Source organism: Parashewanella spongiae, assembly GCF_004358345.1.
GTDB lineage: Bacteria > Pseudomonadota > Gammaproteobacteria > Enterobacterales > Shewanellaceae > Parashewanella > Parashewanella spongiae.
In genome coordinates, this window is record NZ_CP037952.1 from 358,965 (window position 1) to 375,343 (window position 16,379).

The following is a 16,379-nucleotide window of genomic DNA, read 5'->3' on the forward strand; positions in this document are numbered from 1 at the left end:
CCATTGTTGATGGCTTTTATTCCAACTCTTAAATCACAACTTCTCGTAATTCAAAGTGAGCTTTTTCATTATCTTGACAATGATAATCCAATTTTTTGCAATAAAAATAATGAAGTAGTGGTCATTAATAAAAGTGTCAAAAGTTTGACCTAAATTTTGGACATGGTTAGAATAAGCACAGTAAAACCAAATAAATAAAAATACAAAGTAGGCAATGAATTTCTTGCCTGACACGGTTGTTGGGAGCTACTACAAATGAATAAAATAATAACCACTCAAAATGGTGTGATTACGGCTGCCCCAAATGGGCTAAGCATAAAGGTTAATGGGCAACAGCAACCTGTAGTATTAGGACAAGAAATTCAGCAAGGCAGCACATTATTTGTTGCAGAAAATGCTAGCTTTGAATTACGTTTGCAAGATGGCACCACACATAATCAACAAGATTTTACTCAAACCGAACCATCAGCAGATGATGCTTTTGCTGAAATAGAAGCACTGCAACAACTGATTGAATCTGGTGATGATCCGACCGAAGAACTGCCTGAAACAGCAGCTGGTGGACAAATAAGTAACCAAGGTGGCATCGACTTTACATCAGTCAGTCGTACTGGTGTTGAAACGCTTGCATCAACAACCTTTGATACAAACACGGTTAACATTGCGCCACAAAATCAAGCTATACAACCAGCACAAATTTCAGATGTCATTGAGTTCGATACTCAAACTGTTGATGATTCAAACAGTATCTCTGAAGATTCAGTTGCAACTGGAAATGTGCTAGCCAATGACATTTATCTTGATTCATTAATAACGATTGTTACTTATGAAATAAATGGTCAAACAATAGCTGCAGGCGACTCCGTCACACTAGAAGGTGGCGAGTTGATCATCAACGCCGATGGCAGCTACATCTTCACGCCGAACGATCACTGGAATGGCACCACTCCTACTGTTACGTACACCACCAACACTGGCAGCACAGCGTCCCTCAATATCGAAGTGACGCCAGTGGATGATGCGTCAATATTAGAAAACGACACCAATACAGTGGCCGAAGACAATATCGCTAGCGGCAATGTACTGAGCAACGACTCCGACGTAGAAAGCGACCTAAGTGTCACGAGCTATGAAGTCAATGGCAACACAATAGCCGCAGGCGATTCCGTCACACTAGAAGGTGGCGTGTTGATCATCAATGTCGATGGCAGCTACACCTTCACGCCGAACGACCACTGGAATGGTACCACTCCTACTGTCACGTACACCACCAATACTGGCAGCACTGCGACCCTCAATATCGAAGTGACGCCAGTGGATGATGCACCGGTTATCAGCGCCGACAGCGGCAGTGTGACCGAAGGCGAGCAAGCGCCAGTCACAGGCACGCTAACCGGCAGTGATGCGGACAATCCGACCCTGAGTTTTAGTGCACAAACCATTAATAACGACTATGGCCAGTTCACGGTCAACAGCGATGGCAGTTGGAGCTTTACGCTCGCCGACAATGCTACGGTAAATGGGTTAACTGAAGGCGAAGAGCACATAGAAGTGTTTACGGTGACCTTAAGTGATGACAGCACGACGACGGTCACCATCACCATTACAGGTACCGATGATGCACCGGTTATCAGCGCCGACAGCGGCAGTGTGACCGAAGGCGAGCAAGCGCCAGTCACAGGCACGCTAACCGGCAGTGATGCGGACAATCCGACCCTGAGTTTTAGTGCACAAACCATTAATAACGACTATGGCCAGTTCACGGTCAACAGCGATGGCAGTTGGAGCTTTACGCTCGCCGACAATGCTACGGTAAATGGGTTAACTGAAGGCGAAGAGCACATAGAAGTGTTTACGGTGACCTTAAGTGATGACAGCACGACGACGGTCACCATCACCATTACAGGTACCGATGATGCACCGGTTATCAGCGCCGACAGCGGCAGTGTGACCGAAGGCGAGCAAGCGCCAGTCACAGGCACGCTAACCGGCAGTGATGCGGACAATCCGACCCTGAGTTTTAGTGCACAAACCATTAATAACGACTATGGCCAGTTCACGGTCAACAGCGATGGCAGTTGGAGCTTTACGCTCGCCGACAATGCTACGGTAAATGGGTTAACTGAAGGCGAAGAGCACATAGAAGTGTTTACGGTGACCTTAAGTGATGACAGCACGACGACGGTCACCATCACCATTACAGGTACCGATGATGCACCGGTTATCAGCGCCGACAGCGGCAGTGTGACCGAAGGCGAGCAAGCGCCAGTCACAGGCACGCTAACCGGCAGTGATGCGGACAATCCGACCCTGAGTTTTAGTGCACAAACCATTAATAACGACTATGGCCAGTTCACGGTCAACAGCGATGGCAGTTGGAGCTTTACGCTCGCCGACAATGCTACGGTAAATGGGTTAACTGAAGGCGAAGAGCACATAGAAGTGTTTACGGTGACCTTAAGTGATGACAGCACGACGACGGTCACCATCACCATTACAGGTACCGATGATGCACCGGTTATCAGCGCCGACAGCGGCAGTGTGACCGAAGGCGAGCAAGCGCCAGTCACAGGCACGCTAACCGGCAGTGATGCGGACAATCCGACCCTGAGTTTTAGTGCACAAACCATTAATAACGACTATGGCCAGTTCACGGTCAACAGCGATGGCAGTTGGAGCTTTACGCTCGCCGACAATGCTACGGTAAATGGGTTAACTGAAGGCGAAGAGCACATAGAAGTGTTTACGGTGACCTTAAGTGATGACAGCACGACGACGGTCACCATCACCATTACAGGTACCGATGATGCACCGGTTATCAGCGCCGACGGCGGCAGTGTGACCGAAGGCGAGCAAGCGCCAGTCACAGGCACGCTAACCGGCAGTGATGCGGACAATCCGACCCTGAGTTTTAGTGCACAAACCATTAATAACGACTATGGCCAGTTCACGGTCAACAGCGATGGCAGTTGGAGCTTTACGCTCGCCGACAATGCTACGGTAAATGGGTTAACTGAAGGCGAAGAGCACATAGAAGTGTTTACGGTGACCTTAAGTGATGACAGCACGACGACGGTCACCATCACCATTACAGGTACCGATGATGCACCGGTTATCAGCGCCGACAGCGGCAGTGTGACCGAAGGCGAGCAAGCGCCAGTCACAGGCACGCTAACCGGCAGTGATGCGGACAATCCGACCCTGAGTTTTAGTGCACAAACCATTAATAACGACTATGGCCAGTTCACGGTCAACAGCGATGGCAGTTGGAGCTTTACGCTCGCCGACAATGCTACGGTAAATGGGTTAACTGAAGGCGAAGAGCACATAGAAGTGTTTACGGTGACCTTAAGTGATGACAGCACGACGACGGTCACCATCACCATTACAGGTACCGATGATGCACCGGTTATCAGCGCCGACAGCGGCAGTGTGACCGAAGGCGAGCAAGCGCCAGTCACAGGCACGCTAACCGGCAGTGATGCGGACAATCCGACCCTGAGTTTTAGTGCACAAACCATTAATAACGACTATGGCCAGTTCACGGTCAACAGCGATGGCAGTTGGAGCTTTACGCTCGCCGACAATGCTACGGTAAATGGGTTAACTGAAGGCGAAGAGCACATAGAAGTGTTTACGGTGACCTTAAGTGATGACAGCACGACGACGGTCACCATCACCATTACAGGTACCGATGATGCACCGGTTATCAGCGCCGACAGCGGCAGTGTGACCGAAGGCGAGCAAGCGCCAGTCACAGGCACGCTAACCGGCAGTGATGCGGACAATCCGACCCTGAGTTTTAGTGCACAAACCATTAATAACGACTATGGCCAGTTCACGGTCAACAGCGATGGCAGTTGGAGCTTTACGCTCGCCGACAATGCTACGGTAAATGGGTTAACTGAAGGCGAAGAGCACATAGAAGTGTTTACGGTGACCTTAAGTGATGACAGCACGACGACGGTCACCATCACCATTACAGGTACCGATGATGCACCGGTTATCAGCGCCGACAGCGGCAGTGTGACCGAAGGCGAGCAAGCGCCAGTCACAGGCACGCTAACCGGCAGTGATGCGGACAATCCGACCCTGAGTTTTAGTGCACAAACCATTAATAACGACTATGGCCAGTTCACGGTCAACAGCGATGGCAGTTGGAGCTTTACGCTCGCCGACAATGCTACGGTAAATGGGTTAACTGAAGGCGAAGAGCACATAGAAGTGTTTACGGTGACCTTAAGTGATGACAGCACGACGACGGTCACCATCACCATTACAGGTACCGATGATGCACCGGTTATCAGCGCCGACAGCGGCAGTGTGACCGAAGGCGAGCAAGCGCCAGTCACAGGCACGCTAACCGGCAGTGATGCGGACAATCCGACCCTGAGTTTTAGTGCACAAACCATTAATAACGACTATGGCCAGTTCACGGTCAACAGCGATGGCAGTTGGAGCTTTACGCTCGCCGACAATGCTACGGTAAATGGGTTAACTGAAGGCGAAGAGCACATAGAAGTGTTTACGGTGACCTTAAGTGATGACAGCACGACGACGGTCACCATCACCATTACAGGTACCGATGATGCACCGGTTATCAGCGCCGACAGCGGCAGTGTGACCGAAGGCGAGCAAGCGCCAGTCACAGGCACGCTAACCGGCAGTGATGCGGACAATCCGACCCTGAGTTTTAGTGCACAAACCATTAATAACGACTATGGCCAGTTCACGGTCAACAGCGATGGCAGTTGGAGCTTTACGCTCGCCGACAATGCTACGGTAAATGGGTTAACTGAAGGCGAAGAGCACATAGAAGTGTTTACGGTGACCTTAAGTGATGACAGCACGACGACGGTCACCATCACCATTACAGGTACCGATGATGCACCGGTTATCAGCGCCGACAGCGGCAGTGTGACCGAAGGCGAGCAAGCGCCAGTCACAGGCACGCTAACCGGCAGTGATGCGGACAATCCGACCCTGAGTTTTAGTGCACAAACCATTAATAACGACTATGGCCAGTTCACGGTCAACAGCGATGGCAGTTGGAGCTTTACGCTCGCCGACAATGCTACGGTAAATGGGTTAACTGAAGGCGAAGAGCACATAGAAGTGTTTACGGTGACCTTAAGTGATGACAGCACGACGACGGTCACCATCACCATTACAGGTACCGATGATGCACCGGTTATCAGCGCCGACAGCGGCAGTGTGACCGAAGGCGAGCAAGCGCCAGTCACAGGCACGCTAACCGGCAGTGATGCGGACAATCCGACCCTGAGTTTTAGTGCACAAACCATTAATAACGACTATGGCCAGTTCACGGTCAACAGCGATGGCAGTTGGAGCTTTACGCTCGCCGACAATGCTACGGTAAATGGGTTAACTGAAGGCGAAGAGCACATAGAAGTGTTTACGGTGACCTTAAGTGATGACAGCACGACGACGGTCACCATCACCATTACAGGTACCGATGATGCACCGGTTATCAGCGCCGACAGCGGCAGTGTGACCGAAGGCGAGCAAGCGCCAGTCACAGGCACGCTAACCGGCAGTGATGCGGACAATCCGACCCTGAGTTTTAGTGCACAAACCATTAATAACGACTATGGCCAGTTCACGGTCAACAGCGATGGCAGTTGGAGCTTTACGCTCGCCGACAATGCTACGGTAAATGGGTTAACTGAAGGCGAAGAGCACATAGAAGTGTTTACGGTGACCTTAAGTGATGACAGCACGACGACGGTCACCATCACCATTACAGGTACCGATGATGCACCGGTTATCAGCGCCGACAGCGGCAGTGTGACCGAAGGCGAGCAAGCGCCAGTCACAGGCACGCTAACCGGCAGTGATGCGGACAATCCGACCCTGAGTTTTAGTGCACAAACCATTAATAACGACTATGGCCAGTTCACGGTCAACAGCGATGGCAGTTGGAGCTTTACGCTCGCCGACAATGCTACGGTAAATGGGTTAACTGAAGGCGAAGAGCACATAGAAGTGTTTACGGTGACCTTAAGTGATGACAGCACGACGACGGTCACCATCACCATTACAGGTACCGATGATGCACCGGTTATCAGCGCCGACAGCGGCAGTGTGACCGAAGGCGAGCAAGCGCCAGTCACAGGCACGCTAACCGGCAGTGATGCGGACAATCCGACCCTGAGTTTTAGTGCACAAACCATTAATAACGACTATGGCCAGTTCACGGTCAACAGCGATGGCAGTTGGAGCTTTACGCTCGCCGACAATGCTACGGTAAATGGGTTAACTGAAGGCGAAGAGCACATAGAAGTGTTTACGGTGACCTTAAGTGATGACAGCACGACGACGGTCACCATCACCATTACAGGTACCGATGATGCACCGGTTATCAGCGCCGACAGCGGCAGTGTGACCGAAGGCGAGCAAGCGCCAGTCACAGGCACGCTAACCGGCAGTGATGCGGACAATCCGACCCTGAGTTTTAGTGCACAAACCATTAATAACGACTATGGCCAGTTCACGGTCAACAGCGATGGCAGTTGGAGCTTTACGCTCGCCGACAATGCTACGGTAAATGGGTTAACTGAAGGCGAAGAGCACATAGAAGTGTTTACGGTGACCTTAAGTGATGACAGCACGACGACGGTCACCATCACCATTACAGGTACCGATGATGCACCGGTTATCAGCGCCGACAGCGGCAGTGTGACCGAAGGCGAGCAAGCGCCAGTCACAGGCACGCTAACCGGCAGTGATGCGGACAATCCGACCCTGAGTTTTAGTGCACAAACCATTAATAACGACTATGGCCAGTTCACGGTCAACAGCGATGGCAGTTGGAGCTTTACGCTCGCCGACAATGCTACGGTAAATGGGTTAACTGAAGGCGAAGAGCACATAGAAGTGTTTACGGTGACCTTAAGTGATGACAGCACGACGACGGTCACCATCACCATTACAGGTACCGATGATGCACCGGTTATCAGCGCCGACAGCGGCAGTGTGACCGAAGGCGAGCAAGCGCCAGTCACAGGCACGCTAACCGGCAGTGATGCGGACAATCCGACCCTGAGTTTTAGTGCACAAACCATTAATAACGACTATGGCCAGTTCACGGTCAACAGCGATGGCAGTTGGAGCTTTACGCTCGCCGACAATGCTACGGTAAATGGGTTAACTGAAGGCGAAGAGCACATAGAAGTGTTTACGGTGACCTTAAGTGATGACAGCACGACGACGGTCACCATCACCATTACAGGTACCGATGATGCACCGGTTATCAGCGCCGACAGCGGCAGTGTGACCGAAGGCGAGCAAGCGCCAGTCACAGGCACGCTAACCGGCAGTGATGCGGACAATCCGACCCTGAGTTTTAGTGCACAAACCATTAATAACGACTATGGCCAGTTCACGGTCAACAGCGATGGCAGTTGGAGCTTTACGCTCGCCGACAATGCTACGGTAAATGGGTTAACTGAAGGCGAAGAGCACATAGAAGTGTTTACGGTGACCTTAAGTGATGACAGCACGACGACGGTCACCATCACCATTACAGGTACCGATGATGCACCGGTTATCAGCGCCGACAGCGGCAGTGTGACCGAAGGCGAGCAAGCGCCAGTCACAGGCACGCTAACCGGCAGTGATGCGGACAATCCGACCCTGAGTTTTAGTGCACAAACCATTAATAACGACTATGGCCAGTTCACGGTCAACAGCGATGGCAGTTGGAGCTTTACGCTCGCCGACAATGCTACGGTAAATGGGTTAACTGAAGGCGAAGAGCACATAGAAGTGTTTACGGTGACCTTAAGTGATGACAGCACGACGACGGTCACCATCACCATTACAGGTACCGATGATGCACCGGTTATCAGCGCCGACAGCGGCAGTGTGACCGAAGGCGAGCAAGCGCCAGTCACAGGCACGCTAACCGGCAGTGATGCGGACAATCCGACCCTGAGTTTTAGTGCACAAACCATTAATAACGACTATGGCCAGTTCACGGTCAACAGCGATGGCAGTTGGAGCTTTACGCTCGCCGACAATGCTACGGTAAATGGGTTAACTGAAGGCGAAGAGCACATAGAAGTGTTTACGGTGACCTTAAGTGATGACAGCACGACGACGGTCACCATCACCATTACAGGTACCGATGATGCACCGGTTATCAGCGCCGACAGCGGCAGTGTGACCGAAGGCGAGCAAGCGCCAGTCACAGGCACGCTAACCGGCAGTGATGCGGACAATCCGACCCTGAGTTTTAGTGCACAAACCATTAATAACGACTATGGCCAGTTCACGGTCAACAGCGATGGCAGTTGGAGCTTTACGCTCGCCGACAATGCTACGGTAAATGGGTTAACTGAAGGCGAAGAGCACATAGAAGTGTTTACGGTGACCTTAAGTGATGACAGCACGACGACGGTCACCATCACCATTACAGGTACCGATGATGCACCGGTTATCAGCGCCGACAGCGGCAGTGTGACCGAAGGCGAGCAAGCGCCAGTCACAGGCACGCTAACCGGCAGTGATGCGGACAATCCGACCCTGAGTTTTAGTGCACAAACCATTAATAACGACTATGGCCAGTTCACGGTCAACAGCGATGGCAGTTGGAGCTTTACGCTCGCCGACAATGCTACGGTAAATGGGTTAACTGAAGGCGAAGAGCACATAGAAGTGTTTACGGTGACCTTAAGTGATGACAGCACGACGACGGTCACCATCACCATTACAGGTACCGATGATGCACCGGTTATCAGCGCCGACAGCGGCAGTGTGACCGAAGGCGAGCAAGCGCCAGTCACAGGCACGCTAACCGGCAGTGATGCGGACAATCCGACCCTGAGTTTTAGTGCACAAACCATTAATAACGACTATGGCCAGTTCACGGTCAACAGCGATGGCAGTTGGAGCTTTACGCTCGCCGACAATGCTACGGTAAATGGGTTAACTGAAGGCGAAGAGCACATAGAAGTGTTTACGGTGACCTTAAGTGATGACAGCACGACGACGGTCACCATCACCATTACAGGTACCGATGATGCACCGGTTATCAGCGCCGACAGCGGCAGTGTGACCGAAGGCGAGCAAGCGCCAGTCACAGGCACGCTAACCGGCAGTGATGCGGACAATCCGACCCTGAGTTTTAGTGCACAAACCATTAATAACGACTATGGCCAGTTCACGGTCAACAGCGATGGCAGTTGGAGCTTTACGCTCGCCGACAATGCTACGGTAAATGGGTTAACTGAAGGCGAAGAGCACATAGAAGTGTTTACGGTGACCTTAAGTGATGACAGCACGACGACGGTCACCATCACCATTACAGGTACCGATGATGCACCGGTTATCAGCGCCGACAGCGGCAGTGTGACCGAAGGCGAGCAAGCGCCAGTCACAGGCACGCTAACCGGCAGTGATGCGGACAATCCGACCCTGAGTTTTAGTGCACAAACCATTAATAACGACTATGGCCAGTTCACGGTCAACAGCGATGGCAGTTGGAGCTTTACGCTCGCCGACAATGCTACGGTAAATGGGTTAACTGAAGGCGAAGAGCACATAGAAGTGTTTACGGTGACCTTAAGTGATGACAGCACGACGACGGTCACCATCACCATTACAGGTACCGATGATGCACCGGTTATCAGCGCCGACAGCGGCAGTGTGACCGAAGGCGAGCAAGCGCCAGTCACAGGCACGCTAACCGGCAGTGATGCGGACAATCCGACCCTGAGTTTTAGTGCACAAACCATTAATAACGACTATGGCCAGTTCACGGTCAACAGCGATGGCAGTTGGAGCTTTACGCTCGCCGACAATGCTACGGTAAATGGGTTAACTGAAGGCGAAGAGCACATAGAAGTGTTTACGGTGACCTTAAGTGATGACAGCACGACGACGGTCACCATCACCATTACAGGTACCGATGATGCACCGGTTATCAGCGCCGACAGCGGCAGTGTGACCGAAGGCGAGCAAGCGCCAGTCACAGGCACGCTAACCGGCAGTGATGCGGACAATCCGACCCTGAGTTTTAGTGCACAAACCATTAATAACGACTATGGCCAGTTCACGGTCAACAGCGATGGCAGTTGGAGCTTTACGCTCGCCGACAATGCTACGGTAAATGGGTTAACTGAAGGCGAAGAGCACATAGAAGTGTTTACGGTGACCTTAAGTGATGACAGCACGACGACGGTCACCATCACCATTACAGGTACCGATGATGCACCGGTTATCAGCGCCGACAGCGGCAGTGTGACCGAAGGCGAGCAAGCGCCAGTCACAGGCACGCTAACCGGCAGTGATGCGGACAATCCGACCCTGAGTTTTAGTGCACAAACCATTAATAACGACTATGGCCAGTTCACGGTCAACAGCGATGGCAGTTGGAGCTTTACGCTCGCCGACAATGCTACGGTAAATGGGTTAACTGAAGGCGAAGAGCACATAGAAGTGTTTACGGTGACCTTAAGTGATGACAGCACGACGACGGTCACCATCACCATTACAGGTACCGATGATGCACCGGTTATCAGCGCCGACAGCGGCAGTGTGACCGAAGGCGAGCAAGCGCCAGTCACAGGCACGCTAACCGGCAGTGATGCGGACAATCCGACCCTGAGTTTTAGTGCACAAACCATTAATAACGACTATGGCCAGTTCACGGTCAACAGCGATGGCAGTTGGAGCTTTACGCTCGCCGACAATGCTACGGTAAATGGGTTAACTGAAGGCGAAGAGCACATAGAAGTGTTTACGGTGACCTTAAGTGATGACAGCACGACGGTCACCATCACCATTACAGGTACCGATGATGCACCGGTTATCAGCGCCGACAGCGGCAGTGTGACCGAAGGCGAGCAAGCGCCAGTCACAGGCACGCTAACCGGCAGTGATGCGGACAATCCGACCCTGAGTTTTAGTGCACAAACCATTAATAACGACTATGGCCAGTTCACGGTCAACAGCGATGGCAGTTGGAGCTTTACGCTCGCCGACAATGCTACGGTAAATGGGTTAACTGAAGGCGAAGAGCACATAGAAGTGTTTACGGTGACCTTAAGTGATGACAGCACGACGACGGTCACCATCACCATTACAGGTACCGATGATGCACCGGTTATCAGCGCCGACAGCGGCAGTGTGACCGAAGGCGAGCAAGCGCCAGTCACAGGCACGCTAACCGGCAGTGATGCGGACAATCCGACCCTGAGTTTTAGTGCACAAACCATTAATAACGACTATGGCCAGTTCACGGTCAACAGCGATGGCAGTTGGAGCTTTACGCTCGCCGACAATGCTACGGTAAATGGGTTAACTGAAGGCGAAGAGCACATAGAAGTGTTTACGGTGACCTTAAGTGATGACAGCACGACGACGGTCACCATCACCATTACAGGTACCGATGATGCACCGGTTATCAGCGCCGACAGCGGCAGTGTGACCGAAGGCGAGCAAGCGCCAGTCACAGGCACGCTAACCGGCAGTGATGCGGACAATCCGACCCTGAGTTTTAGTGCACAAACCATTAATAACGACTATGGCCAGTTCACGGTCAACAGCGATGGCAGTTGGAGCTTTACGCTCGCCGACAATGCTACGGTAAATGGGTTAACTGAAGGCGAAGAGCACATAGAAGTGTTTACGGTGACCTTAAGTGATGACAGCACGACGACGGTCACCATCACCATTACAGGTACCGATGATGCACCGGTTATCAGCGCCGACAGCGGCAGTGTGACCGAAGGCGAGCAAGCGCCAGTCACAGGCACGCTAACCGGCAGTGATGCGGACAATCCGACCCTGAGTTTTAGTGCACAAACCATTAATAACGACTATGGCCAGTTCACGGTCAACAGCGATGGCAGTTGGAGCTTTACGCTCGCCGACAATGCTACGGTAAATGGGTTAACTGAAGGCGAAGAGCACATAGAAGTGTTTACGGTGACCTTAAGTGATGACAGCACGACGACGGTCACCATCACCATTACAGGTACCGATGATGCACCGGTTATCAGCGCCGACAGCGGCAGTGTGACCGAAGGCGAGCAAGCGCCAGTCACAGGCACGCTAACCGGCAGTGATGCGGACAATCCGACCCTGAGTTTTAGTGCACAAACCATTAATAACGACTATGGCCAGTTCACGGTCAACAGCGATGGCAGTTGGAGCTTTACGCTCGCCGACAATGCTACGGTAAATGGGTTAACTGAAGGCGAAGAGCACATAGAAGTGTTTACGGTGACCTTAAGTGATGACAGCACGACGACGGTCACCATCACCATTACAGGTACCGATGATGCACCGGTTATCAGCGCCGACAGCGGCAGTGTGACCGAAGGCGAGCAAGCGCCAGTCACAGGCACGCTAACCGGCAGTGATGCGGACAATCCGACCCTGAGTTTTAGTGCACAAACCATTAATAACGACTATGGCCAGTTCACGGTCAACAGCGATGGCAGTTGGAGCTTTACGCTCGCCGACAATGCTACGGTAAATGGGTTAACTGAAGGCGAAGAGCACATAGAAGTGTTTACGGTGACCTTAAGTGATGACAGCACGACGACGGTCACCATCACCATTACAGGTACCGATGATGCACCGGTTATCAGCGCCGACAGCGGCAGTGTGACCGAAGGCGAGCAAGCGCCAGTCACAGGCACGCTAACCGGCAGTGATGCGGACAATCCGACCCTGAGTTTTAGTGCACAAACCATTAATAACGACTATGGCCAGTTCACGGTCAACAGCGATGGCAGTTGGAGCTTTACGCTCGCCGACAATGCTACGGTAAATGGGTTAACTGAAGGCGAAGAGCACATAGAAGTGTTTACGGTGACCTTAAGTGATGACAGCACGACGACGGTCACCATCACCATTACAGGTACCGATGATGCACCGGTTATCAGCGCCGACAGCGGCAGTGTGACCGAAGGCGAGCAAGCGCCAGTCACAGGCACGCTAACCGGCAGTGATGCGGACAATCCGACCCTGAGTTTTAGTGCACAAACCATTAATAACGACTATGGCCAGTTCACGGTCAACAGCGATGGCAGTTGGAGCTTTACGCTCGCCGACAATGCTACGGTAAATGGGTTAACTGAAGGCGAAGAGCACATAGAAGTGTTTACGGTGACCTTAAGTGATGACAGCACGACGACGGTCACCATCACCATTACAGGTACCGATGATGCACCGGTTATCAGCGCCGACAGCGGCAGTGTGACCGAAGGCGAGCAAGCGCCAGTCACAGGCACGCTAACCGGCAGTGATGCGGACAATCCGACCCTGAGTTTTAGTGCACAAACCATTAATAACGACTATGGCCAGTTCACGGTCAACAGCGATGGCAGTTGGAGCTTTACGCTCGCCGACAATGCTACGGTAAATGGGTTAACTGAAGGCGAAGAGCACATAGAAGTGTTTACGGTGACCTTAAGTGATGACAGCACGACGACGGTCACCATCACCATCAATGGCACCAACGATGCGCCACATGCCGAAGCTGACACTGTTGAAATGAAAGAGTCAGACATTGCCTACAACACAGCTTATGTTGTCGATAGTCGTGGAAATTTAGCTTTAGTTAACTTAAGCACAGGCGCTCATACTAAAATTGCTGATACTGGGACGATATTTACTGACGTAGCAATATCACAATCAGGTGAGTTATTCGGCATCAACTTTAATAGCCTATACACAATTGATAAACTGAGCGGAGAAGTGACACCTATTAATGAGGAACTTGACGTACGGGCTAATGCGCTGACCTTCTCAGATGATGGTCGACTCTATGCTGCCGCTGGTGATGCGATTTATGAATTAGATCCTACAGATGGCAGCGTTCTACATGCCTATGACAACCTTGGCGTCTTTTCAGCCGGCGACTTAGCCTTTCATAACGGTAAAATGTATTGGACCACATATGATGGCGCACTATATGAAGTCGTAATAAATGAAACAACTGGGAAAGCGACGGTAAATGAAGTCATTAGTGACTTAGGTCTAACCACCGGCAATTATGGCCTAGTCTCTGGACATGATGGCAATCTCTATGTGTTTTCAGGTAACACTATTCTGCTTGTCGATCCTATCAATGGCACATCAGAAGTGGTGGTTATCTATGATGGAATTGGCTCGGTGTTCGGAACCACCATTCCAGCGGCGGTAAATAATGAAGCCACAGGTAATGTACTTGATAATGACACCGACATTGACAATAACCATAACTCACTTACGGTTACAAGGGTTGAATTCAATGGCGTGACGTACAATGTGGGTGATGAAATTAGCGGTACATATGGTTTCTTACAACTCCAGTCGAATGGCGAATTCACCTATCGTTTAGATGAATCACGAGAAGTTACTCAAGATCTTGCAGAAGGAGAACTTGCCTACGATGTGTTTACTTATACCGTTTCAGACGGGAGTGGTGGCAGCGATACGGCGACATTGACAATTAAAATCACAGGTACCGATGCAGATGCAGATACAGGTTCCCCTGCCAGTGAACCGACTCTATCACTTGAGGCTGGCTCACTGTTAGCTTCGTTAAACTTTGAAGGTGTGGTGACCAATAGAAGTATTTCTAACGATCAAAATGTTCAAGTATCCGTTTTGAATGATATGTTTACAGGAAATTGGGGCTCTAACAATCAATATGGAACAGTGGAGATTGGTAAAGCGTCTACTTATTTAAATGAGGATGCTTCTAAAGACCATGGAGATGTGCTTGAGCTTGAAAATCGCGAAGGAGACAACACCTTATTTTTGGATGTCGTCCTAGACGCCAGTAAATTTTATTCACTCAATTTTGAAGCCGCTGCCCGCCAGGATACAACTGCTAGTAATTCAAACTTTACTGTAAAGCTGCAAAAGGTTAATGATGATGGAGAACTGACTGGAGAGGTTATTACTCTGAGGGATATTAACTTTTCTAGTGTAAATAAATGGCTAGAGATTCAAGAATTTTTTAAAGTAGAAGCGTCCGGTAAATACCGTATTACCTTTGAAGGTGATGATGCTGATTCACATGGTGCACTGCTTGATAATATTGAGTTTTCAGAGTCTATCAATGAAGGCATTGAGAATACCGATATTAAACTGAGCAATATTAATGCGGCGCTCAATGACAACGACGGTTCTGAAACAATGATAGTGACGCTTTCAGGTCTGCCTGAAGGTGCAATATTAAAAGGTTTGAATAATGGTGAAAAAGTAGAAGTTAAAGTTGGTCCAAACGGAACTGTGGACGTTTCAGAATGGGATTTGAATTCATTATCAATAAGAGTTGACCATGTTGGTAATTTTGATGTTGTGGTTACTGTGACAAGTGTTGAAAGTGGACAATTTCAAAACTCAGTTTCTAAGACTATTGAGTTAGCGGTATTATACGACACTGAACTGTATCCACCTCTTAGTGCAAATACATACAGCATTATTTCTAATATGAGCGATGGTTCAACAATTGATATCCCAGAAGAATGGTTGATGTATTCCGACACGGTAACTGATAGTGCTCATGTTACTGAAGCTGTAAACGGTGTTGTCTCAGTAGATTTAATTGATAATGGAAGCTTTGCATATTCAATCCATGATGGGCGTACAGAGTCAGATACGGATGTTGCAATCGTATTGTCTAACGAGTTAACCGGTAATGAAAATAATGATGTGATTATTGCGAACCCTGATGGCGGCAACGTCACGATTAAAGGCAAACAAGGTAATGATGTCGTAGTTGGTGGCAATGGCGATGATAATATCAATGGTAATATAGGAGATGACTTGATTATTGGCGGGAGAGGAGATGATTTTTTAAAGGGCGGCGGTCAAAAAACGTTTGATACTTTTGTTTGGCAAGCAGGGGATGCTGACGGTGGTAAAGATCAGATTGAGGATTTCGAATTTGATTTTGATACGTTAGATCTCAGTGATTTGTTGCAAGGCGAAGATCTTAATACGATAGAAAACTTTTTAAGTATTTCTTTTGTTGATGGCTCCACTTTTATTAATATTGATGTCGATGGTCAAGGCGATTATACCGATCAACAAATTGAGTTAATTAATCGAGACCTCTTTAATAAAAAGACGCTCACAGAGGCCCAAGTACTACAAAACCTACTCGGTGAAAATGGTGATGGCCCGTTGATCATAGATACAGAAAATAGCTTTAATTCTGCTAATAGTGCAATTCAAACAAGTGGAAGCTCAGAGGATGAATTGAGAATTACATTATCGGTCGATGGTAACCATATTCCTTAGCATTTAAGCAATATCAATCATTTATTAAGCCTCTTCATAAGAGGCTTTTTTATTGTTCGATTGACTTAAACCATTAGCGCCAATTAACTATGTTAAATTGAGTATTCGCT

General features: G+C 49.9%; 1 protein-coding gene. It reads left to right on the plus strand.

Annotation, left to right across the window (positions count from 1 at the left end; all coding sequences use genetic code 11):
• Positions 1-255 precede the first annotated feature (255 nt).
• A complete protein-coding gene (locus E2I05_RS01400) occupies positions 256-16,269 on the plus strand; it encodes a VCBS domain-containing protein (RefSeq protein ID WP_133309430.1) in 16,014 nt (5,337 codons plus the stop codon).
• Positions 16,270-16,379 lie beyond the last annotated feature (110 nt).